Origin of the sequence: Micromonospora luteifusca, from assembly GCF_016907275.1 — a bacterium.
GTDB classification, from domain to species: Bacteria; Actinomycetota; Actinomycetes; order Mycobacteriales; family Micromonosporaceae; genus Micromonospora; species Micromonospora luteifusca.
Map to the genome: position 1 here is coordinate 783,538 of NZ_JAFBBP010000001.1, position 24,001 is coordinate 807,538.

General features: G+C 68.9%; 16 protein-coding genes. 7 read left to right on the plus strand and 9 right to left on the minus strand.

What is annotated here, in order from left to right; translation table 11 throughout:
- Positions 1-7 precede the first annotated feature (7 nt).
- Entirely contained in the window at positions 8-451 is a 444-nt protein-coding gene (locus tag JOD64_RS03370; RefSeq protein ID WP_204940855.1) for a DUF6766 family protein, read from the minus strand.
- A 77-nt stretch (positions 452-528) separates the two neighbouring features.
- On the opposite strand from JOD64_RS03370, the gene JOD64_RS32755 reads away from it, so the two are divergent.
- Genes JOD64_RS32755 through JOD64_RS03385 form a run of 3 tightly spaced genes read left to right on the plus strand, consistent with a single transcriptional unit; the run spans position 529 to position 2,815 of the window.
- Positions 529-1,068, plus strand: coding sequence for a hemerythrin domain-containing protein (locus JOD64_RS32755; RefSeq protein ID WP_307813204.1), 540 nt, complete (start codon positions 529-531; stop codon positions 1,066-1,068).
- A gap of 3 nt (positions 1,069-1,071) precedes the next feature.
- Positions 1,072-2,220, plus strand: a complete 1,149-nt coding sequence (locus tag JOD64_RS03380) for a zinc-dependent alcohol dehydrogenase (protein WP_204940856.1) — start codon at positions 1,072-1,074, stop codon at positions 2,218-2,220.
- A gap of 19 nt (positions 2,221-2,239) precedes the next feature.
- A complete protein-coding gene (locus JOD64_RS03385; protein ID WP_204940857.1) occupies positions 2,240-2,815 on the plus strand; it encodes a hypothetical protein in 576 nt (191 codons plus the stop codon).
- A gap of 87 nt (positions 2,816-2,902) precedes the next feature.
- Here JOD64_RS03385 and JOD64_RS03390 read toward each other — a convergent pair whose 3' ends face one another.
- The 6 genes from JOD64_RS03390 to JOD64_RS03415 all read right to left on the minus strand — a co-directional run bounded on the left by JOD64_RS03390 (position 2,903) and on the right by JOD64_RS03415 (position 16,830).
- A complete protein-coding gene (locus JOD64_RS03390) occupies positions 2,903-9,091 on the minus strand; it encodes a S8 family serine peptidase (protein WP_204940858.1) in 6,189 nt (2,062 codons plus the stop codon).
- 12 nt (positions 9,092-9,103) lie between these two features.
- Complete coding sequence (locus JOD64_RS03395; RefSeq protein ID WP_204940859.1) at positions 9,104-9,256, minus strand: hypothetical protein; 153 nt, start codon at positions 9,254-9,256, stop codon at positions 9,104-9,106.
- Between the two features lie 80 nt (positions 9,257-9,336).
- Positions 9,337-12,231, minus strand: a complete 2,895-nt coding sequence (locus JOD64_RS03400) for an ATP-binding protein (RefSeq protein WP_307813205.1) — start codon at positions 12,229-12,231, stop codon at positions 9,337-9,339.
- 318 nt (positions 12,232-12,549) lie between these two features.
- Positions 12,550-13,260 (minus strand): oxygenase MpaB family protein, encoded by a 711-nt coding sequence (locus JOD64_RS03405; RefSeq protein ID WP_204940861.1) that lies wholly within the window; start codon positions 13,258-13,260, stop codon positions 12,550-12,552.
- 663 nt (positions 13,261-13,923) lie between these two features.
- Positions 13,924-14,817: a hypothetical protein gene (locus JOD64_RS03410; RefSeq protein ID WP_204940862.1), complete on the minus strand. Its 894-nt coding sequence runs from the start codon at positions 14,815-14,817 to the stop codon at positions 13,924-13,926.
- Positions 14,818-15,636: 819 nt separating this feature from the next.
- On the minus strand, positions 15,637-16,830 hold the full coding sequence (locus tag JOD64_RS03415; protein ID WP_204940863.1) for a glycosyltransferase: 1,194 nt from the start codon (positions 16,828-16,830) through the stop codon (positions 15,637-15,639).
- Between the two features lie 267 nt (positions 16,831-17,097).
- Here JOD64_RS03415 and JOD64_RS03420 point away from each other — a divergent pair, with 267 nt between their 5' ends.
- The 4 genes from JOD64_RS03420 to JOD64_RS03435 all read left to right on the plus strand — a co-directional run bounded on the left by JOD64_RS03420 (position 17,098) and on the right by JOD64_RS03435 (position 20,429).
- Entirely contained in the window at positions 17,098-17,871 is a 774-nt protein-coding gene (locus JOD64_RS03420; protein ID WP_204940864.1) for a carbohydrate-binding protein, read from the plus strand.
- Positions 17,872-17,882: 11 nt separating this feature from the next.
- The gene (locus JOD64_RS03425) at positions 17,883-19,091 is read left to right on the plus strand and encodes a sensor histidine kinase (protein WP_204940865.1); all 1,209 of its coding nucleotides are present in this window, start codon (positions 17,883-17,885) and stop codon (positions 19,089-19,091) included.
- Complete coding sequence (locus JOD64_RS03430; RefSeq protein WP_204940866.1) at positions 19,088-19,747, plus strand: response regulator; 660 nt, start codon at positions 19,088-19,090, stop codon at positions 19,745-19,747. The genes JOD64_RS03425 and JOD64_RS03430 overlap by 4 nt, the downstream gene beginning before the upstream one ends.
- A 274-nt stretch (positions 19,748-20,021) precedes the next feature.
- A complete protein-coding gene (locus JOD64_RS03435) occupies positions 20,022-20,429 on the plus strand; it encodes a transcriptional regulator (protein ID WP_204940867.1) in 408 nt (135 codons plus the stop codon).
- A gap of 9 nt (positions 20,430-20,438) precedes the next feature.
- Here JOD64_RS03435 and JOD64_RS03440 read toward each other — a convergent pair whose 3' ends face one another.
- On the minus strand, positions 20,439-20,987 hold the full coding sequence (locus JOD64_RS03440; RefSeq protein ID WP_204940868.1) for a sigma-70 family RNA polymerase sigma factor: 549 nt from the start codon (positions 20,985-20,987) through the stop codon (positions 20,439-20,441).
- Positions 20,988-21,073: 86 nt separating this feature from the next.
- Positions 21,074-23,563: a hypothetical protein gene (locus JOD64_RS03445; protein ID WP_204940869.1), complete on the minus strand. Its 2,490-nt coding sequence runs from the start codon at positions 23,561-23,563 to the stop codon at positions 21,074-21,076.
- Between the last annotated feature and the right edge of the window lie 438 nt (positions 23,564-24,001).

Consider the following 24,001-nt stretch of genomic DNA (forward strand, 5'->3'; position numbering starts at 1 on the left):
CGGGCCGTCACGGGTTTTCCGGGTCCAGGTTCCGCTCGCGGAGCAGGGCGTCGAGCTTGGCCTCGATCCGCTCGTCCGACTCCCGGGACTGGGACGAGCCCCAGTAGTAGAAGAGGGCCAGACCGGCGGCCTGCCAGATCAGCTGAAGAAACTCAGACTGCCAGTTCTCCAGTGTTGACGAGAAGAACTGGGGAAGGAACTCACTCCACGAAAATGCCTGCCCGTGCTGGGTGGCCTCGTTACTTTCCACGGTCATCTGAAAGAAGAACTGGCCAACCCAGGACAGGAGGAACAACGCACCGGTGACCAGCGCGAAGGCGTACGCCTTCGGCCATCGCGGCTTGCGAAATGGTGGCCCCTCAGGGCGGCCACGCCGCGCGGACCGCCAGCCGTTCTGTCCAGCGGTGCCATCCGACGAAACTGTCCCGGCGGTCGTGCCTCCTGCGCTCATGACAAACCCCATCTCTACAGGTCAACGCCCACGAACGTGCCCCGGAGCTTCGGGCACCAAACCGACGCAGCCTGAGGGTGGGCACGGCTGCGTCGAAATCACCCGATCAGTTGACTGCCTGTTGGCGGCCTGGTCCGACCAGTCGTCGCCCACCCCTGGGCACCGCCGCGGCTGCGGCAGCTGTCAGAGACGTGTACCGCCGGTTCGCGAGGCGCGATGCTTTCGACGACCTGGTCAAGCTCCTCGGCGCCCACGAAACCGCCGAGGAGGAGGTCGTGCACCCACTCGCGCGGAGCCTGCCCGGTAGCGGTGGTGACGCCATGGTTGACGACCGCCTTGAGGAGGAGCGACAGGCGAAGGAGACGCTGCGAACCTTGATAGCCGGAGGTGTGGACGCCGACGGCTTCGACACCGGGATCAACGCAGGAAAACCCGGAGGGAACGCGGACACCCCCTCTTTCTCGCGCGGGACCATCCGGCCGCCCCGCCCCACCTCGCGTGGGCGGCCGGTGGTTTCCCGATCTGTTTGTGAGCAGAGGACAGGGGTACCGATTTTCGCAGTGCTTCGGACGGAACCCGGGGCGACACATCCGCTAGCCCTTCGGTCCAGGAGGTAGTCAATGCGAGCAATGGTCTACCGCGGTCCGTACCGCCTGCGCGTGGAGGAGAAGGACCGTCCCGCCATCGAGCATCCCAACGACGCGATCATCAAGGTGACCCGTGCGGCGGTCTGCGGGTCCGACCTGCACCTCTACCACGGAATGATGCCCGACACCCGGGTCGGGATGACCTTCGGTCACGAGTTCGTCGGCGTGGTCGACGAGGTCGGGCCCTCGGTGCGGAACGTCCAGCCGGGCGACCGGGTCATGGTTCCCTTCAATGTCTACTGCGGGTCGTGCTTCTTCTGCGCCCGGGGGCTGTTCAGCAACTGCCACAACGTCAACCCCAACGCCACAGCCGTCGGCGGCATCTACGGCTACTCGCACACCTGCGGCGGCTACGACGGCGGTCAGGCCGAGTACGTCCGGGTGCCGTTCGCCGATGTCGGCCCGAGTCTGATCCCCGAGTGGATGGACGACGACGATGCCGTCCTGCTCACCGACGCGCTCGCCACCGGCTACTTCGGGGCGCAGCTCGGCGACATCGTCGAGGGTGACGTGGTCGTGGTCTTCGGCGCCGGGCCGGTGGGCCTGTACGCCGCGAAGTCGGCCTGGCTGATGGGCGCCGGCCGGGTCATCGTCATCGACCACCTCGACTACCGGCTGGAGAAGGCGGCGTCCTTCGCCCACGCCGAGACCTACAACTTCGCCGAGTACGACGACATCGTCGTACACCTGAAGAAGATCACCGATCACCTGGGTGCCGACGTGGCCATCGACGCCGTCGGCGCCGAGGCGGACGGCAACCTCCTCCAGCACGTCACCGCAGCGAAGCTGAAGCTGCAGGGCGGCTCCCCCGTCGCCCTCAACTGGGCGATCGACTCGGTACGCAAAGGCGGCAACATCTCGGTGATGGGCGCGTACGGGCCGATGTTCAGCGCCGTCAAGTTCGGCGACGCGCTGAACAAGGGCCTGACCCTGCGGATGAACCAGTGCCCGGTGAAGCGGCAGTGGCCGCGCCTGATCGAGCACATCCGCAACGGCTACCTCAAGCCCAGCGACATCGTGACCCACCGGATCCCGCTGGAACACATCCCCGAGGCGTACCACATCTTCTCCGCCAAGCTCGATGGCTGCATCAAGCCGCTGATCGTTCCGAACCCCGCCTGACCCGACCGGGAGCCCGACCATGGCCTACACAGCCGACAAGCCGAAACTGGCCGAATCCAGCGACGAACTGCGTGCCCGGATTCCGGGGTGGGGTGTCGACCTCGACCCGATGGACCGACCCTCGGTGCCGAAGGAGCGGTTCGACCCGACCCTCAACGGTGCGCACTGGGAGTTCCCCGAGCGACAGCCGGAGAAGGGGCCGAGGGAGAGGTCGATCGAGCACAAGTTCCTCACCCCGGTCTTCGGTACCTCGTGCCCGCCCAGGGGGCTTTCCGGGATCATCCGCCGGTACTCCTACCGCACGTACAGCGAGGGACGCGCCGCGCACTGGTTGCTCCTGCTCGCCGCAGACCGGGTGGACGCGGTCGAGAGCACCTTCGCTTCGTTCCTGACCCGCCGTCCCGACAACCCGATCACCGAGACCGGCGTCCTGAGCGAATTCACCCACCACGGGCTTCCGTCCCGGCTGCACGGCAAGCGGGTCGACCGCGTACACCATCTGCTCGACCCGGTCCTCGTCGCCGCGCCCTGGGTGCTGGCCGCAGGGGCCGCCTATCTGGCCCTCCGCCGCGTCGTCGGCCACCGGCAGAACTAGGGCCTCTCCATGGTCGTGGTCAGAGCCTCCCCGGCAATCCTGCTCCGAGGAGGCTCTGACCACTGTTGGCGGACAGGTTCGGCTATCTCACAGGCGCGGGTCCTGCTGGACCTTGAGGGCGTTGAGGATCGGGTCGCCCTCGCCCTTCTCGCGGCGAAGCTCGATCTTCAGATCGCCACCGGTGTGCTCGACGGTGACCATGTTCATGTCCGCGGTCAGCGCACCCACCTTCGCCTGCACGTCATGGTCGTAGAGCGCGACCTTGCCGTCGACCAGAACATCGAAGGCACGCTTGCCGGCCTTGACCTTCTCGATCTCCGCGAAGTCGAGGGCGATTCGGTACTTCCCGGCGGGGGCGTTCTTGAACACGTAGCTGAACGTCTCGCCGGTCCGCTGGGTGCGGAGCAGCGCGTCGTCCTCGGTGCCGGCGATGTCGGCCTTGGTGGCGCGCGCCTTGCCGCCGACGTAGCCCCACGGCTTCGAGCCGAGCTCCTGGTCGGGCGACCAGATGAAGCCGTCGGCGCCGACGTATCCGGGTCCGCCGACGTCGACGCCCTTCCAGTAGGCCGAGGTCGCCAGGCGGACCGGCTTGAGCTGGGCCTCGCCCTTGCCGGCGTTCGACGCCATGAGCACGTCGCCGACGAGCACGCCGGGCTCGACGTCGGCGTTGTCGGCCGTCGCCGTGACCGTGGTGGACTCGCCGACCGCGAGCTTGACCGTGCCGGTTGCGGCCGCGCCCGTGAGGGTCAGCCACGGAAGGTCGGCGGCCTCGTGCCCGCCGTCGCTGGTGCGGTTCTGCTCGCTGATCCGCACCTCGAGCGGGGCGGAGCCGCTGTTGGTCACGGTCACGTCGGCCGTCGCCTTCTGGTCCTTGTCAAGGAGCCAGTCGAAGTCACCTCCGGTGACGGTGGCGATGCCCGTGGTCAACGCCGTGTCGACCACCTCGGCCTGATCCTTCTTGGCGATGGTCACGGGGTGACTGGCGGCGACGTAGTTCGGCGCCGACACCTCCACGGTGTTCTCGCCGACCAGCGCCTGGGCCTTCCAACGGCCCTTCGCGTCGGCGGTGATGACCCGCTCACCGCCCGGTCCCTTGAGTGTGACGATCGCGCCCGCGATCGGCTTGCTGTCGTTCGCGTCGGTGACGGTGCCCTCGATCGTGCCCGCGGCCGGGAGGGTGTACTCCAGCCCCAGGCCGGCCTTGAGGATGGGCTGGTTGAAAGAGTACTGGCTCGCGGGGTTGCGGTTCAGGCTCTCCAGGCCGACCGTCGCCGACGAACCTCGGGTGAGGGGGTTGTCGCCGCCGATGCCGTCGCCGTACCCGATCTGGACCCGTCCGTCCGCGATCAGGGTGACCGAGAAGCTCACGCGAGCCGTCCGGTCGCTGTAGAAGGCGACGTTGCGCCACTCGATGACCTGCGCCGCCACCCCGTCCACCTCGGTCGTGCCGAAGTAGATGCCTGCCTCGTCGTCGACGATGAGGTCGTCCCAGAGCGGATAGATCGCGTCGATCGGGTACGGCGACGGCAGTGCCGTGTTGTCCGCCAGCGTGCTGGCGCGGTCGAAGGCCAGCGTGCCGTTCGTCGTCACGCACACCCCGTCCCAGGCCGTGTCGTAGAAGGGTTGCAGGAAGGTGGAGTCGAACCACAGCACGCCGCAGGAGTCATCGCCGTGCCACCCGGACTCCTCCGTGCCCTGGCGGTAGAGCCCGTCGGTCACCTTCAGCGAGTACGAGCGACCGGCGGGGGCCACCGGCACGGGGCCCGGCTCCGGCTGCTCGGGCTGGGGCTCCGGCTCCGCCGTGTCCGCACGCGGGTCGAGCGTCACCCGCAGCGCGGCAATGGTCGGGGCCTGTAGTCCCTTGGAACCCCGCAGCTCCACGGTCAGCGGACCGCCCTCGTGCTTCACGACGGCGGTGCGCCAGTCGGCGGTGTTCGGCCCCACGGCCGCGGCCGGGTCGTACGCGTACTCCGTCAGCGATCCGTCCACGAGGACGTCGAACACCCGCTTGCCCTTGGCCACCTTCTCGATCTCGGCGAACCCGAGATCGATCGCGTAGGTGCCCTTGGGCGCGTCGGGGAACCGGTAGAACAGCTGCTTGTCCGGCGTGGTGCGCTGCGACTGGAACAGGGCGTCGTCCGTCGTGCCTTCGATCCCGGCCTTCGTGGAGGTGACCTTCGTCTTCCCCTCGTAACCCCACGCCTCCTTGCCGGCGGCTTGGTCGCCGGACCAGGTGTAGCCGGAGCCGTCGGTGAACTTCGAGCCGCCGGCGTTGATGCCGACCTGGTACTTCGTGGTCGTGAGCGTCACCGGGACGTAGGTCTTGGACTGGCGTCCGGAGTCGGACCTCACCACGATGTTCGCGCCGAGGACTCCTGGCTTGGCGTCCTTCGAGGAGATCGAGACCTTGACGGTCGTCGACTTACCCGGGGCAAGGGTGCCGCCGGTCGAGGAGAGCGACAGCCACGGCAGGTCGGTGAGCAGGTCGTCCTCGACGTCGACGAGCACGACGTCGTCGGCGACCTGGTCCGCCGCCCACAGCGCGCCGGTCGAGTCGGTCTCGAGGCCGCCGCCCTGCGTCGCCTTCTGGCCCGGGAACCACCACGCGTTGACGAGCGAGCAGTCGACGGGGTCGACCTGCAGCAGGCGGGTGGGCCGGTCCGAGGTGAGGTCGGTGTACCAGATGGTGTCGGACGCCTGGTTGTAGGCCAGGCCCATCACCTCGGGCAGCGGCGGCGCGCAGAACGACAGCAGCGCACCGGCGTTGTCGTGCGACGTGCCGGCGACGGTGCCGATCATGCCGTTCGCCCGGCCGCCGACGTAGAACACGTCCTGGGTCGGGTTGTAGGCGAGTCCGGTCAGCTGCAGCGTGGACCAGTCACCCTTGATCTGCCGGGTTTCCTTCCCGGTCTCTCGGTCGAAGCAGTGGATGTAGCTGGCCGGGCTGTCTTCCATCTGGCACATGTCACCGGTCTTGGTGTCGAGCGCCATGTCGAACGCGCGGTACGCGGGGTTCCACGACGCGTCGAAGACCTTCCCGGTCGGCTTGCCCGTCACCGTCCAGGCGGTGTTGGTCCGCGCGTTGTAGTCGTGGACCCAGACGTCGCCGTCGTACCCGATGCCGGAGGGCTCCTTCTCCGCGATCGTGCCCGGGATGGCGATCCGGGTGATGACGTCGCCGCCGGAGGTCGTACCGACCTTGGCGGCCGCCTGTGCTTCCGCGGCGCTCGCCGTCGCCGCCTTGCCGTCGGCGTTCGACGGCTTCATGCCGCTCGCACCGGCCTTCCACGCGGTGAGGTCGATCGTGCTGTCCGCACCCTTCCCGGTGCGCGCGGTGGCGCCGGCGGCGTCAAGGTCGGGGTGGCGCGCGGCCTCGCCCAGGTTGTACGTCAGTGGGGCGGAACCGTTGTTGGTCAGCGTCAGCGAGCCCACACCGTTCTGGTCGGTGCCCAACAGCGCCTCGAGGCCGTCGGCCTTCAGGCCGGCGACGCCCGTGGTCAGACGCGCGTCGATCTTGGCGTTCGCGTAGAGCTTGTCGAGGGAGAAGGGGTACGCCGCGGTCGTGTAGTTCGGCACCTCGACCGTCATGGTGTAGTCGCCGACGGGAAGCTGGCGATGCACGATGCCGGTCCCGTTGGTCGTGACGGTCTCGACGAGCCCACTCTTGTTCGAGAAGGAGACCGTGGCCCCCGCCACCGGCAGCCCGTCGTTCTGGTCGACGACGGTCGCGTTGAGGTACCCGAAGTCAGGCAGGTCGTAGGTGACGACCATCCCGTCGCGCAGCACCGGGGCGCTGTCGGAGAACCGGATACCGTCGACGCCGGCCCAGCCCTGTATGCCGGTGATGGCGTGGGAGCCGGCGGTCACCGGGTCGTCGGCCCCGATGCCGTCGCCGTAGCCGAAGATCACGGTGCCGGAGCGGGTGAGGGTGGCCGAATAGCTGACCGGCTCCGTGTACTCCGTCCGGTCCGGATAGGCCCAGAGTTTGGCGTTGCGGAACTCGACGACGAACGCGTCCTCGCCGTTGACCTTGGTGGCTGCCGTGAAGACTCCTCCACCGGGGGCGAACTCGACGGGGGTCTGGACGTAGAACGGGAAGATACCCGCACCGCCGCTGTCGGGCCCGGTGCCGATCTCCGGAGAGATCACGCCGCGCAGGCTGATACCGAGGGTGTCGTGGCTGCCGTTGTAGAGCGCGATCGGGAACGGCAGCTGCACCGTCGCCCACACGCCGCTGGTGAACGCGACCGGGTCGGTGCCGCGCAGGTACTCGCCGTCGGAGACCGCGCAGCTGTAGCCGCCCTTGTCGACGACGAGCCCGACGGGGATCTCGCGCGACTCGTTCTGCGCGCCGACGGTCAACGGGACCGTCGTGGGCGAGAAGCAGGCGTTGGGCTTGACGTTCAGCGCGTACCCGCCCTCGGGGACAGCGCTGAACGTGAACGCGCCGTTGGCATCGGTGCGTACCGGCTTCAGCGGCGTGTCCGTGACGGAGACGTCGGCGTTGGGGACGGGCTTTTTCTTGTCGTCGACGACTCTGCCGCTGATGTCGTGCCGCGCGGCGGCCGTGAGCGGCAGCTTGACGGAGGTGTCCTGGCCGAGGGTGACCGTGACGTTGGCGGTCGCGGTCAGGTAGCCGAAGACCTTGGTGCTGAGCTGGTAGTCGCCGACCGGGAGGTTCGTGGTGAACCGGCCGTCCTTGTCGGTGCCGATCGACCGGCTGAACGGTCCGCTGATCGTCACGTCGGCGGCGGGGACCGGCGCGCCGTCCGCGGTGACGACACCGGTGAGGGTGCCGCCCGTGCGGGGCGCGAGCTCGATCAGGCGGACGAGGTCGAGCCGGCCTTCGCCGTACTTGTTGTTGAAGTCGGCGGTGCCGCCGCACTCGGTGTCGTCGACGTCGACGGCCGACTCGGCGAGCAGGCGGCGGGTCTCCTCGACCTGCCCGATGAGGGTCGGGTCGTAGCTCCACAGCGCCGCGACGGCGCCGGCGACGTGGGGGGCCGCCATCGAGGTGCCGGACATCTCGACGTAGTTGTCGTTCGGGTAGGACGAACGGACAGCGTCGCCCGGAGCGGAGATCTCGGGCTTGATCCGGTCGCCTTCACCCTCGCCCTTGCGGGAGAACGACGCAAGCGTGCCGTCCGAGGCGTAGGCGCCGACGGAGTAGGCACTCTCGGCGGAGCCGGGTGAGGAGACGGTGTCGCAGGCCGCGTACGGCGTGGTGTTGCCCGATGACCAGACGCTGAAGATGCCCGCGGCGCTCCAGGCTTCGTCGATGGCCCGGAAGAAGTCGTTGAAGCTGTGCTCTTCGGTCTGGCCCCACGAGTTGTTGATGACGTGGGGACGCTTGGACGGGTCGGGGTTGTTCCCGTGGACGTCGGTCGGGGCGAGCAGCCACCAGCCGGACTTGAGCAGCGACTCCACGCCGGTGCTGTCACAGCAGCCGTTTGTCGCGATCCACTGCGCCTCCGGGGCGACGCCGACGTGGTTGGTGCCGTCGTCGCCGACCATGGTGCCCATGGTGTGCGTGCCGTGTCCGTTGTCGTCGCACGGCGCGTCCGTGCACGGGCCCCGGGCGGCCATCCAGTTGTAGTTGTGGTCGACGGTGCCGTCGGGCTTCGTGCCGCGGTACTGCTGCATCAGGGCGGGGTGGTCGAATTGGACGCCCGAGTCGAGGTTGGACACGGTGATGCCCGCGCCGGTGGCGCCCATGGCCCAGGCCTCGGGGGCGTGGATGGCGTCCAGACCCCACGTGGAGGTGCCGGCCTTGGCTTCGGCCTTCGGGGCGGCGGAGCGGGCAGCCTGGTCAGCTGGGCTCTTCTGGTCAACGGGCTTGACCAACGCGACCTGCGGCGTCGCGTGGATCTCGGCGACCTGCACCTTCGAGGCCACGTTGAGGGCGAGCTTCTCGTTGCCGCCCTTGACGAGCACGGTGTTGGCGATCGGGTACGAGGTGTATTTGACGCCGGCCCGGTCGAGTTCGGTGGAGACGGATGCCAGGGAGTCCTTCGCCGCCGCGTTCAGCGCGTCGTAGACGAACTTCCCGCGAGCGGTCCAGTCGGTGATCTTCTTCGTCGGCTCGAGGTTGGCCTTGGTGTCGAACGTGATCCAGAAGTCGGACGCCGCAGACGTGCGGAAGCGGTCCTTGAGGTTTGGGGCGATCTTGTTGGCGGCGGCGCCTGGATCCGGCTCAGCGGCGGACGCCGGTGGTGCCTGGATCATGCTCAGGCCGACCGCTGCGACCAGCGAAGCCGCGAGGGCTTTGAGTTTCATGTGGGTCCTTGCCTACAGGGGCTGGTAGGGGTCGTGGTTCTTGTGGTCGTCGGCACCGTCGCCACCGTCGGCGTCGGGGGCGCGGACGGGCTGCTCGCGGGGCAGCTCGGGCGGTGGCGGGTGCTCGATCGCGGCGTCGTCACGCGCGACTGGTCGGTCAGGCATGCATTGCCCCAGGGCTATGGATCATGGGGCCATGCTCGAACGGATCAGTGGCCGTCGCTATCCAGCGGATACGTCAATTTTCACGACGGGTCGTCGAGGGAGTCCTCTTCTGCGAACACTCCGGCCTCCACCGCCTTGACCGCGAGCGCGGTCCGGGAGGTCACCTTCAACTTGCGCATCGCCGCACGCAACTGCTGATCCACCGTGGCTGGTGACTTGGCCAGGATCCGGCTGATCTCCCGGTTGGTCTTGCCGGCGACAACCAGTTGGACCACGTCGAGCTCGCGCGGTGAGAGCTGGTCGCCGTACCCTCGTCGGCCGCCGCGCCACAGTCGCGGAACCTCGGCGCCGTGTTCGCGAAGCCGCTGTGCGACACGGTCCGCGTCGCCGCGGGCTCCGAGCCGGAACAGTTGCTCGTACTGTGCGGCCAGCAGCTCTCGGCCGTGTTCGATCTGGCCGTGCGCGATGAGCGCCTCGGCTTGACGCTCCCGGGCGAGCATGGCGTCGTAGGGGCGCGGCAACGCGCTCCAGGCGCGCGCCGCCCGGTCGAATGCCGTCGCCGCGCGAGCGTGGTCTCCGGCTGCGGCGAGCAGCAGGGCGCGGCATACGGCGAGCGCGGCGCGGGGCGCAGGCGCCGTACGGCCCCGCAGTCCTCTGGCGAGCTGGTCGCCCAGGCGTGTCGCGGTCTTGAGGTCGCCTGCGGCGAGGTGCGCCTCGATCCGGGCGGGGACGAGGTCCGTCGCCCAGATCCAGATGCCCTTTCTCCGGACGGTGTCCATCGGCTCGCTCGTGATCTGCAGCGCCCGGCCGCTGTTTCCGTCCGTCAGCCACAGTCTGGCCAGCGCGGCGGCGGCCTCCATCGTGTCGTCGGCCGCGCCGAGACGGGCGGACTCCTCGAGGACCAGGCGGAACTGCTCCTCCGCGGCGCGCCGCCGTCCGGTTGCGGCCGCCAGTCGGGCCGCGAGCCGGATGCTGCCGAGGTAGTGCGCCGGCCGGTCCCGGTCGGCATCGGCGAGTGCCGCGCTCTGTTCGGCGAGACCCTCCCACCGGCCGGTGAGCCACGCCAGGTTGGCCTGTTCGAGTCGGACGTTGTGTTGCAGCCGGGACGCCTGCTCGGTCTCGGCAAGGTGCCTGGCCACGGCGAGGTGTTTGTCCGCGTCGGCGTACCGGCCCCAGGCCACTGCGCCGGTCCCGACGTTTGCGTGGATGCGGGCCACGTCGAGACGCTCCGCCGAGGTCGCGCCGTCGAGGGGCAGGCCGACGACGACGTCCCAGGCCTCCTCTTCGCCGAGCATGAGCAACGCCGCGGCTCGGTTGCCGGCCAGGTTCAGCCGCTCTGCGGGAGAGACGAATTCGGTGGTGAGTTCAGCGGCGCGATCCAGCCATCGCCGATGGGTCGACGCCGGCCACGGTCCCGCATAGGCCCAGCCGAGGTAGGTCATCGCCCGGGCCGCCTCGACCGGGTCATGGTCGAGGTTGGCCACCGCCTGCTCGAGCTCGCTGAGTGCGGCCTGCGCCTCACCCGCGGTGATCAGGAGCCGACCCAGGGGGTTGCGGATCTCGGCCTGCTGGCGGGCGGAGAGACCGGGGGTCTCCAGCACCGAGCGCAGGGTACGGATCACCCGGTGGTGAACCTCATCGACAGGTTCGCGACGGCCCAGTGCGGCCACGCCGGCGATGCTCGCTGTTCGTGCCCGATCCGCCGGCGGCAGCACGGCCCACGACAACAGATCGACAAGCATGTCGACCGCCTTGGTGTGGTCACCCGACGCCATGGCCAGCTCGGCAGCCTGCTCGGCGTATCGCGCCCAGGACCGCGTCTCGCCCGCCTCCCGGAAGTGGTGGGCAAGGCGTGCGACAGGCGGCGGGTGGATGTTCTCCAAGGCGCGGCCGGCCAGCAGGTGGACGTGTCTGCGGTCGGTCAACGGGATGGCTTCGTAGACAGCCGTGGCGGCCAGCACATGCCGGAATCGCCACTGGTCGCGGTCGTCTGCGTCCAGGACGCCGGCGTCGGCCGCTTCGGCGATGGCGCTTCGACACGTGGCGGGTGACAGCGCGGCGGTCCGCGCGATCGTGGCCACCGATGACCGCTCAGCCAACGTGGCCGCGGCTCGCAACACCTGCTGCGCTGGCGGCGACAGACGGCCCACCCGCTCCCGGGTGGAGTCGCGAACCGTTGGCGGCACCCGCAGCTCGCGCAGCTTCAGCCGGACCCACTGCCCGTCGCGGAAGACGAGGTCGGCGCGGTCGCACATGAGGCGAACCGACTCCTCCAGTGCCAGCGGAACGCCACCGGTCCGCTCGTGCATGAACGTCGCGAACTCCTGCGATATCGGGTTGCCGTCCAGCATCGAGGACACCAGCGCTGCCGTGTCGTCGGGTCGCATCGGCGCCAGGGCGATCCGCAGCTGGGTCACGCCGGCGGGCAGCCGGGACGTCAGCCGCAGCAACAGCGACCCGTCGTTCACCTCCTCCGGACGGTAGGAGATCATGAGGCTTGGCCCGTCCGTTTGCTGCCGGGACGTGACGAACAGCAGGAACTCCAAGGTCATTTCGTCGGCCCAGTGGGCGTCCTCAAGCACGAGTACGTCGACACGCAGAGCCCGCAGCAGCTCGTCCAGGGCGCGGAACAGGCGATGCCGTGCCGCCTTCGCATCGCCCAGGGGCTGCAGTGCGGGCGGCAGGTCTGAGGACCATTCAGGGAACAGGGGCCGTAACGCACCCGCAAGCGCGGTGAGCGGCAATCGCGACACCGGGCCGTCGATCCCACGGAACGCGTCGACGATCGGCCCCAAGGTCAGCGACTCGCGAAGCGGTGGGCACACCGAGACCAAGGCGGTGCGCTGGTCCGGCGCCGCCAACCACTCTCGCAGCAGTCGGCTCTTCCCGATTCCCGCCTCGCCCTCTACCAGCACGATCGCCGGTGGCCGGGCCAGGGCGTCCCGGAGGGCCGCCATCTCCCGATCACGACCCACGAAATCCGGCGTAGAAACCGTTGGAGAAGTCCCGGGCGAGGGGTCGAGCATGCGTGATGATCTCGCTTTTCAGTGCTCGGGCGCAAGTACACGGCGGCTACTCGGCTGCGGTGGCCCGTCGAGCGCGGCCCAGCGACACCGCCAACTCCGCCACCCGCCGGGCAACCTCAGCAGGGTCGCCGCCGCCGGACAGCGCTGCGGACTCGGCTGGTGCGGCGGACTCGGTGTATCCCTCACCTTTTCCGCGATGAGCTCGTCCACGTGAGCGGCACTCTGGAGGTAGCGCCGACCAACTCGAAGCGGCGCATCGCGGCCACGTCACATCCTTCGCGGTTGAGGGGTCGGCTGAGGTGGGTCCCGGCGGATAGGTCGAACGTCGAACTGGCCGGCGGCCGTCATCGTCTGCATCGGGTCTCTCGGGACCTCAGTCAGCTGGAGCACGCCCAGGAGGCTCGGCGGAAGCGCGCGGGCGGCCAGAGTGGTCAGATCCCGTATCGGTGTGCCAGCGACGTCCTGGTCGCGGGACTTCTCGTACAATCCGGTGAACCGGCGGTCGAATCTCAGTTGCCGTTCGACGATCAGGTTGTAGTGGAATCGCAGCTCGTTAAAGGTCTGCGGAACTCGCCCGCGAGGGGCCAGCACCGCGCCGATGCCCTGCGTCGCGTCGCGGCAATAGGCCTCCCGCTCGTGCTCGTTGAGCCGTCGGCAGAACAGCTCCTGCACTCGCAACAGGCTGTACACGACGATGGTGTAGACGGCTGTCGAATGCAGCGGATCCTGCTGTTGAAATGTTGAGGCGTCGCGCCGTTTCGCCCACCCGAACTTCCGCGGTGACTCAGGGTCGCGAGCCAGCCGGAACGACTGTTCGCCATCACCGAACACGCCGGTCATGGCCAGTTCGAGCAACTCCTCGACGGCGTTGGCGTGGCGTCCGCCGCGGGCTGTGCGCACGATCGACGTGGCAACCGGCTCGTACGCGAAAAGCGTGATGGCCGCCGCCCAGACTCCGCCCAGAACCGGCAGTCGCACGGCGTTCAATTCATTGATGACCGATGACCCGGCCCGGTGGGTACCCACAGGTGACTCACCGGGATACGGCCACAGGGGATGCGACTGGCTGCGCAATTTGATCCTCCGGTCGGGAAGTTGACTCCCTCTCGACGCGATCGGGCTGGGGAAAGTTCAGAACGGTCGCCTGTCGGGAACATCACAGGTCAGGCGACCGGTGCCACGAGGCCACGAACGCGCGTCGGAGACAGCGGCGCTCGTCGACACAACGCCCGTCCAGCGGACGACAGAGCAATGGCCACCGACCCCTGTGGAGGCCGGTGCCATCGCCGTCAGGTAAGCGGCCACGTCAGATCCCACCCAGCCGACGAGCACGGCCAGGTCGGCGTCGAGGGTCGCTTCACCTCCCGGTAAGGGCTCCTGGACGTGTCCCGACCGGTTGTTGTCTCGGCTGAGGGCCGGTCAGCACGCGATGTTGTCCGCACGACGGCGCCTCGATTCGCTGGGCGATGTCCCAGGTTGGCCAAGACGATGCCGGTGACGTTTTGCTGAAACCCCACCGCTGGCGATGTCCTCAACCAGCGCCCCTTGGGGAAGCGGCAAAGTCGGAGATCAAGCAAGAGCAGAGGCCCGCAGGCCTATCAGTGAACGGCCGAGCCGCCTCCCTGCGACGCCAGGTAATCATCAATGCGCTTGCCACGGCTCCAGAGTTGGTCGAAAAACTTCCGCCACCGGGCTTGAAATTCGGCATTTTCGGCGCTCAGGCCGCTTATTTCCTGAGTCCTGAGTACTCATTCCAGAGAAAGTTATGAAGGTCGTCCGACCGTCGATCAAAGCCATATTGATATTGTCGGCATCAACGCTCCAAGGAATGATCTTCGCTTCATAGGCAAGGATCTCGGCCGTCTCGGCGTAATGATCCTTGAGCCACCTCACAAATGGGATCTTCGGCGCACCGTCCTGCGTCGGGACTCCAATCACTCGCAACACGCGACGGTCACCGAGCTCAGCCCACTTCAGGAGCTCAGCAAAGTATTTCCTGGCGGCTTCGTTCGCGTATCGGGTGGGTGGAAGCTCTCGAATATACGTGACGCAGATTTCGTTCTTCGCTAATTCAAGGTGGCTCGTGAGTGCCGAATAGAACGCTTGAGTGGTGTCAAAGTATCTGACTGTCAGAGACTGCGGGGAGCCTTCCATTCTGTCAGATGAGGAAGAGATCGGCGATTCGACGTCGGCTGAGAAGATTGCCAGCCGAAGCCCAAGGAAGCGCTTCACCTCGTCGTCGCCGCCGCCCAGACCTCGAACTATCTCCTCCAGCAACTGCACCTCTGGAACCTGACCACCCTTCAGAACCCGATCCACGGTGCCACGACCCCGGTTGATCGAACTCGCCAGCGTGCTCACACTCCGCACCCGAGACTCGTGGAAGAGCTGCGTCAGCGAAGCCGCCAGACGCCTCTGAGCTTCCCCGTCCTGGCTCCGAAGGGTCATGGCGCTCGCCCCATCCGTGATCCTGCCCATCGATGAACACGCTTTGCCGATCTTGAACAGATTTGCACGATTTTGCTCTCCGTTCATCGTACTCGAACATGCACAGTGACGCCATTTCACACTTTTGATATCTCATCTTCGATCTTCGATGCACAAAGTCTGATGCTTCATTGCCTAGGTGCACTTTCTACCGGCATCGGTGCCGAAAAGATGGCCCCCTACCCGTTCTTCGTGTTTGCTGAGGAGCAACAAGCGAAGGGGGCGGCCATGTAAGCGCCAGAATCTCAGAGGACCTACCTAGATGAAGCAGAAGCCGCTGCTGCCCCGGCAAGAGACAAGCAACGGCTTCGACTAACGAGAGGTTTGCACCCATGCTCGTCAAGCTCACGATACAGCGTCGACTCGGACTCTGGGAGTTTCTCGCGGTCCTTGTGACGGGCCTCCTACTCATCATCACTGTGGTGACCCGAGATCCCGATTGGCTCACCTCCGTTGCTGCGGCATTGATTGCCGCGGCGGCCGCTCATACCAAACGGAAGCCGGCTGGCCGACGACGCCGACCTACCTCTGGACAGTCTGACGAGGACATTTAGCAGAAATCAACAACAAGGGGATCATGATGGAGCCTCCCACCAGCCAGTCAACCCTGATCTGCACCGCCTGTCGGACCACGAAGGCCCTACGACGTTTGCCTATGTTCAACTGTTTGGGCCCCTGCACTTCCGAGATGGTGCTGGTATGCCCGAACTGCGAGGAGAGGCTGGCTAGAGAGTCCCTCGCCGAAGGGCTTGAATGATCGAATCTGAGCGGCGCATCGCGATTCCGCGCGTGCGCCGCTCGGCATCCGTTGCCCTGAGGTGAGCACCTTCCCAGCCACCGGCAGCCGCTCTCCGCCGCCCGCTTCGGTCAATCGGCCGCGTCGAGCAACAGCCTGGCGGCCCACGCCGCGCCATCGGTGCGGATCGTGCCGGCGACGGCGGTCGCCCGTGTCCGGGTCTCGGGATCGAGGGCCGCTCTCAGTGCGGCCGACAGCGACTCGGCGGTCGGGGTCGGACCGGCGTGCGCCGCGCCGATGCCCAGGTCGGCGACCCGGCCGGCCCAGTACGGCTGGTCAGTCGCCAGGGGCACCACCACCTGCGGCGCACCGGCCCGGGCCGCCGTCGTCAGGGTCCCCGCGCCCCCGTGGTGCACCACAGCGGCCACTCGGCGGAACAACGCCTGCTGGTTGACCTCGCCCACGACGAAGCAGTCCTCGGCGTCATCAACCGGAGCCAGCCCGGCCCAGCCCCGCCCGACCAGTACACGGTGCCCCTGCGCCCGGATCGCCTCGATGGCCACGGCGGCGATGCCCCGCGGGGCGCGCATGCTGCCGAAGCCGACGTACACCGGGGGCGCGCCGACGTCCAGGAACGCGACCAGGTCGGCCGGCAGCGGGCGTTCGTCGGGCAGGATCCACGCGCCGGTCTGCACCACGTCGAGGTCCGCCGTCTCCCGCCACGGGCCCAGGATCGGGTCCGCCGCGAGCCACGGCCGGTCGGTCAGCACGTGGTCGCGGATCTTGTCCACCGGAGGCAGGCCGACCGACGCCCGGTGGGTGTTGATCGGCTCGCCGAACATCGCGTCATAGGTCCGCGCCTCCAGCCGCCACAGTGTCCGGTTGTCCGTCACCCCCCTCGGAGACGGCCGGCCCCAGGGCCACGGCGGGTGATGCGGCGACGGCAGCCCGATCGGGCAGAAGGACACGTACGCGTACCGGATGCCCAGCTTCTCGGCCACCGACGGCGCCACGAAGAGCACCATGCCGGCAGCCACGAGCAGGTCGCATCCCTCGGCCGCCGCCGCGATCGTCTCGAACTGCGTGGCCATCATCTCGGCCACGGCATGCGAGGCGTCCGCCGCCGACGATGGTCGCACCAACGAGCGCCAGGGCTGGCCGATCGTCACCAGCGGGACGCCGACGCCAGCCAGCAACTCGACGAACTCCTCGTCCGGGGGTGCGCACACCCGTACCTCGGCGCCGAGTTCCCGCAACCGCACCGCGAGTCCCACGATCGGTTCGACGTCCCCGCGTGACCCGTATGTCGACAACAACACGCGCACTTCGCGTCTCCCGTTTCCGTAGGTGCCGCCCTCGGTCAGCGATTCTGCGACACCGATCGGATTCCGGCGCAAGTCCCAGGGCGGGGACGCCGGACGCATCGCCATAGCTCTCTATAACGACAACGGAACTTCCCCTGACATCGACAGAGTCGGTATCAGTTGAGCAACCCCCGGTTCACGCACAGGTAACGATTGGTAGATTCTCAGCCGTGTCTACGGCGAAACGGTTCGCTTTTCTCGACCACGGGCAAGGGCTCAGGGAGTAGCGTGCCCAACGATCCCATCACAGACATCCGCGATCCGCGCCATCCGCTCCTGCACGGAACACCGGAGCTGGGACGTTCCCTCCAACCACCGGCCTGGGCCGGCATCACCGGCCTGGCGGTCGTCATCCTCCTCGCCGCGATCGCCATTCCGCCGCTGATCTCCCGCGGCAAAGACCAGCGGCCCGACGGGTCCCAGGCGCGACCGCCCACCGCTACCGCCCTGCCCACCGCTACCGCCCCGGCGGCCTCGACGCCACCGACCGGCGGCCCCTCCTCCCACGTCGGCCCGAGCGCGACAGTGGGCGGCGCGCCGCCGATCGCGACACCGGATCGTGGTACCCCGAGATCAGGGAAGGGCTCGCCGAGCCCGTCGAGGACCACATCACCCAAGGCGAACCCGCCGGCCCGTTTCACGCCGGTCACCGTCCAGGCCGAGAACCCCGCCAACAGCCTCAGCGAGGGTGCCCTCCCCGTCTCGTGCGACACCTGCGACGGTGGAGCCCGCGTACGCTACCTCGGCAAGGTCACCGTCTACCTCGACACCAACCTGGCCGGCACCCGAACCGTCACCGTCACCTACGAGATCGACGGCAACCGGCGGATCAAGGTAGCGATCAACGACGCGGCACCCATCACCTTCAACACCAGCGGCACCGACTGGGAACAGCCGAAGACCTTCTCCTTCGTCGCCTCGATCCCCGCCGGGCGCACCGCCATCACCTTCTACAACGACGAGGGTAGCTCCCCCGACATCGACAAAGTCACTGTCAGCTGATTGGCCGATCGATGAGCTGGTTTGTCGCGTACGCCGCCGTGTCCCGGGCGTTGCTGCTCGGGCGGCTCACCCTGACGTTCGCCGCGGTCGGTGTCGGTGTGGGACTGGTCGACGACTTCTGGCAGAGCCTCGGCTCGCTGGCCGTCGTCGCCGGGACCACGATGGTTCAGCTCACGGTGCTGAGCCGGTGGCCGACGGCGATCCGGTGGCGGTTGTGCGTCATCGCCGTCGACGCCGTTCCGATGATCGGTGTGCTGCTGCTCAGCCGTGGTGGGGTCGCCTACTTCTGCTATGCGGCCGGCCACGCCGCGCTGGCCGGCGCGTTGCTCGGCGTACGCGGGCTGCCGCTCTGGATCGCCGACGCGGGGCTCGGCCTGGCCGTGGCCATGGAGCTGCTCCGGGCCGGCGGCAGGGAGGCCGCCACGTCCATCGCGGCCCCGTTCATGCTCGCCTTTCCGATGATCGACATCGTTTGCGGGATCGCCGCCGCCGTCGTGACCGCTGCGCTGGCGAGATACATCGACACGTCGGTGGCGGCGGTGACCGCCGTCCAGCACTCGACGGCCGCGTCGGAACGTACCCGGCTGGCCCGGGAGCTGCACGACTCGGTGGCGAAGACGCTGCGCGGGGTCTCCTTCGCCGCGGTCGCGTTGCCGTCCCTGCTGCGCCGCCAGCCGGACCTTGCCGAACAACTCGCCGCCACCGTCTCGCTGGGGGCGGACACCGCCGTACGCGAGGCCCGCGAGCTGCTGTCCGGGTTGCGCCGGGACGCGCCGGACCGACCGTTCTCGGACGTCGTCCGGGGCATCTGCCGGGCCTGGTCGAGCAGCGCCGGCATCCCGGTGCGGGTCACGGCCACAGCGGTCAACCCGCCGGTGGCGGTCCGGTACGAACTCACCCAGATTCTGAACGAGGCGCTGCAGAACGTGGCTCGGCACGCACGTGCCAGCCAGGTGTGGGTTGACCTCAACCAGCCGGATGGGCATGTGGAACTCACCATCCGGGACAACGGCTCGGGGTTCACGGTGCCTGGTGAGTTGACCGAGCTCTCCGCCTCCGGCAACTTCGGAGTCATCGGGATGACCGAGCGCGCCCAGGCCGTCGGTGGCACCCTGCGCGTCGATTCGTCCGCCGGGGCGGGCACCAGGCTCGTGACCCGGGTGCCACTGACGGCTGTGGACCCGGCGGCCAGCCGCTACGGACAGGCGGTCTTTCCGTGATCGACGTCCTGATCGTCGACGACAACCCGATCGTCCGGGTCGCCATTCGCGGCTACCTCGCCGGTATCGAGGACATGCGGGTGGTCGGCGAAGCCCCCGACGGGCGGACCGCCGTGACCATGGCACGACGGCTGTGCCCGAACGTGACCCTGCTTGACCATCGCATGCCGATCGCCGACGGGCTGAGCGTCGTCACCCAACTCTCCGAACACACCGCCGCGCTCGTGCTGACCAGCGACACCGCCGACGAACTCATCGCCGCGATGCTGCGCGGCGGCGCCAGCGGCTACCTCGTGCACGGCGAGTTCGATCCGCCCGAGTTGGTCCGCGCGATCCGCGCGGTGGCGTCCGGTCAGGGTTGGCTGTCGTCCCGGGGCGCCTCGGTCACCATCGCCGCCCTGCGGGACCAGGCGGCCCGCGAGCGGGACCAGGCCAGTCAAGTGGACCAGCTACGCCTGGTACGGCAAGGGTTCGGCCTGACGCGGCGGGAACAGGACGTCATCGAGCTGCTGTGCGCCGGCCACTCGAACGCCGCGATCGGCCGGCGCCTGCTGCTGACGGAGAAGACGGTCAAGAACCACCTGCATCACATCTTCACCAAGCTTCGGGCCACCAACCGGACGGAGGCGGTCCTGCGCTGGTCGGGCCGACAGTAGCCGTCCGGGTTCCGGCAACAGGCGCCCGGGTCCGGCGGCAGCCGCCCCGCGACGGCGCCGCCCGTGGCTACGGGCGGTACACCGGCGAGGAGCGACCAGTCGGCTGAACGCGCGGCCTACCGCCGTCGTTGTGTTGACCGTCAACGGTTTCAACAGGACGGGAAACGGCACCGGATGGCACACGCATGAACGGCGGGTCGTCGTGATGACGAACAAGCGCAGCGACAATGGACATCCGTTTGTCTCGGCAACCCCCACGATCAGCGTGTTACTGGTGCATCCGAGGCCGACCGAGCGGGCGGCCATCCGTGCCGTGCTCGACACCGACGATCGGGTACACGTGGTGGCATGCACCGGTGACGGCGGCGAGGCGCTGGCCCTGGCTCGCCAGCTACGGCCGACCGTGACGCTGCTCGACGACCGGGTTCCCGCGCCCGACAGCATGGATCTCGTGGGCTCGCTGGCCCAGCGTTCGCTGGTGATCGCGATGACGAGCGTGACCGAGCACGGCGCGATAACCGCGAAGCTGTGCGCGCCCGTCCGGGGCTGCCTCGTCTACGGCCACTTCGAGCCCGCCGACCTGTTGGGTGCCGTACGCGCTGTCGCGAGTGGGCTGGCCTGGCTGTCACCCGTGGCGGTGGCGGCCGTCATCTGTTCGCTCCGCGTGCCCGCCGTGTCGTAGAACGTCGCCTCACGACCGCGCGTCGGCCTCGGCGAGGATCCCGCGCGCCACGCGCAGCGCATAGAAGGAGCGCGAGCGTACGGTGCCCTCCGGGATGCCGATCCGCGCCGCGACCTCCGCCACCGACGCGTCACGGTAGTAGAGCTCGACCAGCACGGTCCGGTGCTCGGGGGTCAGCTTGCGCAGGGTGGCATGCAGGGCGAGCCGGTCGGGAAGCGTCTCGAACGTGTCGTCCGGTGAGCTGGCCCAACTGACGTCCACCCCCAGGATCTCCGACTTGGCCTGGCGGGAGCGGGCCAGGTCGATCGCGAGGTGCCGGGCCACGATGAACAGCCACCGGCGGATCGTGGAGGTGTCGTCCGGCAGATCGTCCAGCTTGCGCCACGCCCGCAGCATCGTTTCCTGCAACAGGTCCTCCGCCGTTCCGGCCTGCCCGCGCGTCAGCCGGAGCAGGAAGTAGTACAGCGGTTGGGCGTTCGCCTGGAAGACCTCCAGCATGCGGCGCTCGAGGTGCGCTTCCCGGTCAAACCGGTCGGCTACGCACACGTCGCTCTTCATCGCCTTGCCTTTCCTGCGTGGAGAAGCGCTTTGTCTCGCAACGGACGCTACTGACGCTCCACTCCGGAACTCCTGAGCCGAAAGACTCAGTGGGACCCAGGTCCGGTCCCAGATGCCGCAGGCAGACCCGGGCGCTCGGGCCGGTGGGTACGGGCGTCGCCGCCGGCGAGCAACTCGGCCAGCGTCTGCGCCGGCGCGTCGCCGTCCGCGCGCCAGCCCAGCCGACCCGCCGACAGGACCCGCACGACGTCGACCCGCTCGTACTCGCCGCCGGGCAACAGCAGTTCCACCTTGGCCTCGAGCAGCGCCGCGGCTGCGGAACGGACCGGCGCCAGGCGGGCTATCTGGAGTGCGGTCGCGCGCACGTCGATCGCGCGCCGCCACGGCACGCGCAATTCCAGCAGGCGGCGGCCCGGGCGGACCCTCGGCCGCCGGCGCAGCAGCACCAGGGCGCCGTTCGACGAGGCGACGTTCGGGCCGGGCAGCAGCGCGTACGCGGTCGCGTCGTGCTCCCAGGGCCACCGCGAAACGTCGCTCGGCAGCCCCTCGATGCCGTGTTCCGCCCCCGAGCAGCGCATCGCGAGCGCGGGTCCGGTGGGCAGTGCCGCACGGGCCGTGAAGTTTCCAGACGCCGCGACGTCGTAGCTCGCGACCAGCCTTGTCCGGCCCAGCAGGCCGCCGGGCAGCAGATAGGACTTTTCCCGGTTGGCGAGCAGGGCCTGAACCACCGGCGGTTCGTGCACGTTGATCGATGACGTGTCCACCGCGCCACCCGGCTCGACCCGTACGCGGAGCAGGTGTGCACCGGCGGCGAGCGTGCCGGGGGCGGGCGGCCGGAGCGTACCGACGAGGAACAGGTGCGGCGTGGGCACGCCGCGCTCGACGGCCTCGGCCGGCGGGCACCCGCACACCACATAGAGCTCGACCGGATCCTCGTTGACCTCCGGCCGCGCGGCGAGCCAGTCGATGCCATGCCGCAGCCCGCGCCGGGCCGTGACCAGCGAGGGCGTCGCGCTGACCGGAAGGTCGGGGCCGGCGGGCGTACGAGGCGCGGCCGGACGACTCGACGCATCTGGCGGCGGTTCCGGAGCAGGTCCGGCAACCGCCGAAGATCGCGCCGAACGGTCAGCGTCGACCAGCAGGCCGTTCTCGCTTCGCCAGCGCCGCTGCGGCTGGCCCGAGTCCAACCGCTGCCACTCGACCGGCCGGCCGTCCCGATCCACCGCGCGCGCCGTACCGTCCAGGCTCTCGACGTCGGCGTCCGGTGGCAGGATCCAGACCTGCGCGCGCAGCGCGCTGGTGAGCTGGGTGCCGTAGTCGCGCAACCCCGCCGCGGCGGACCCCGGATAGCCGGCGAGCAGCACGAGGTCCTCGCCCTGCCAGCCGGCGGCCCGCAGCATCCGGTGCAGCACCCTGGGTCCCAGCGCGTGCGGGACGTCATCGGCATGCTGTGCCGCCCACCGCCCGTCGGCGAGGACCGTCAGGTCGAGGCGGAACAGCCCGTGCTGGGTCCGCAGCTCTGCGTAGCGGGCGGCCATCGCACGCTCGCGCTCCCGCGCGACGGTGACCAGCGGTACGCCCGGATAGCTGCTGACGATCCGCTTGCCGACCGGGGACAACCGCCCGTCCAGGTCGGACTCGAAGCGGGAGGATCCGGTGGCCGTCGGCAGGTACGCTCGCCACGCCGCCGGTCCACCGGCCCGGTCGGCGGCGCTGAGGTCGTGGCAGCTCTCCAGGATCTCGGTCAGCGCGTTGCGCTCCGGCGCCCAGACGATCGCGCCGGTGTTCTCGGCGAACGCGGTCAGGTTTCCGTGTAGCAGCGCCTGCTCGTCTCCGTCGAACGGCCACCGTATCCACATCCGTACCTCGCCGCCGTACAGCGGCATCTCGGAGAGGGCGGCGGCGAGCCGTCGTCCGCCGACGATCTGGTACGAACCGCCGTAGTCGCCGATCACGAACCCGCCACCACGGACGGCGGCACCGATCGTGGTCAGCTCCGGGTGGCCCGCCGCCAGGTCGGCTGCGGCGGCACGCCGGGCCACGAAGTCCGCGCGGGTCGCCAACGTGATCCCGCCGGGCAGCGGTGCCGTGACGAGCCCGGTCCGCGGCCGGAGCAGTCCGCCGTTGGCCTCGTACCAGCCGGGCAGGTCGGTCGTCATGGCCGGCGGCTGAATGACGAGCCAGTCAACCGGCCGGCCGGTCATGGTGTCGACGAGCGCCGGTTCCCGATGCGTACCGTGGCGGTAGCTGAGCTTGCTCCGGGCGGGGGCGATGTGCACGTCACGGCCGAGTATCCCGGCGAGTTCGGCGAACGTCTCCCGGTGCTCGGCCGCGCCGTCCATCATCACCCGTACGTCGTCCCCGGCCCCGCCGCCGCGTCGGACGAGGTCGGCCATCGCGGTGGCGTCCAGGGGCGTATCCCGGCCCTGGGCACCGACCAGCCGGCCGTCGACCCCGACCCGCAGCCAGATGTCGAACAAACCGTCCAGGCGCCGATACTCCGCGCGCTCGGCACCCATGGTCTTCGCCGGTACGCGCGGCAGCCCGCCGGCGACGGCGCCCGTACCGTTGTTCATCTCGGTCCGCTCGTCTGCATGCCCCCTCAACGAACGGCGAGGCCCGGTCTTCTCAATCTCGCCGCCGGGACCGTGAACGGTACGGGAGGGATTCTCCCGGATGCCCGGAAAATTTGCGGTGACGGTCATCGGGAACAGACCCGGACCGTGCGGCGGTCAGGCGTCCCGACGGTCCTGAAGAGCGAGACGCTGGGTTCGCTCCCCGTCACGACAGGGCAGCGCAGGCGTCCCACCCCTGTCCTCCCCCTCTGGGTCGGCACGGTACGGCTCACACCGGCCGGTCACCTGTCGCGTCGCACGAGCGGGGTGGACACCACGATCTGGTCGGTCAGCCTTCCAGGCCACCACAGCGAGAATCAGCCTGGCAGGCGGACGGAGCCGACCACCAGTCCCTCATCCGGCGGCCGGCGTCCCCGTCACGGCCGGCCGGAGGGTCAC

Excerpts from the sequence above, each read along its gene's own strand:
- JOD64_RS03370 (WP_204940855.1), bottom strand. The coding sequence starts at position 451 with ATGAGCGCAGGAGGCACGACCGCCGGGACAGTTTCGTCGGATGGCACC.
- JOD64_RS03380 (WP_204940856.1), top strand. The coding sequence starts at position 1,072 with ATGCGAGCAATGGTCTACCGCGGTCCGTACCGCCTGCGCGTGGAGGAG.
- JOD64_RS03385 (WP_204940857.1), top strand. The coding sequence starts at position 2,240 with ATGGCCTACACAGCCGACAAGCCGAAACTGGCCGAATCCAGCGACGAA.
- JOD64_RS03390 (WP_204940858.1), bottom strand. The coding sequence starts at position 9,091 with ATGAAACTCAAAGCCCTCGCGGCTTCGCTGGTCGCAGCGGTCGGCCTG.
- JOD64_RS03395 (WP_204940859.1), bottom strand. The coding sequence starts at position 9,256 with ATGCCTGACCGACCAGTCGCGCGTGACGACGCCGCGATCGAGCACCCG.
- JOD64_RS03410 (WP_204940862.1), bottom strand. The coding sequence starts at position 14,817 with ATGAACGGAGAGCAAAATCGTGCAAATCTGTTCAAGATCGGCAAAGCG.
- JOD64_RS03425 (WP_204940865.1), top strand. The coding sequence starts at position 17,883 with ATGAGCTGGTTTGTCGCGTACGCCGCCGTGTCCCGGGCGTTGCTGCTC.
- JOD64_RS03440 (WP_204940868.1), bottom strand. The coding sequence starts at position 20,987 with ATGAAGAGCGACGTGTGCGTAGCCGACCGGTTTGACCGGGAAGCGCAC.
- JOD64_RS03445 (WP_204940869.1), bottom strand. The coding sequence starts at position 23,563 with ATGAACAACGGTACGGGCGCCGTCGCCGGCGGGCTGCCGCGCGTACCG.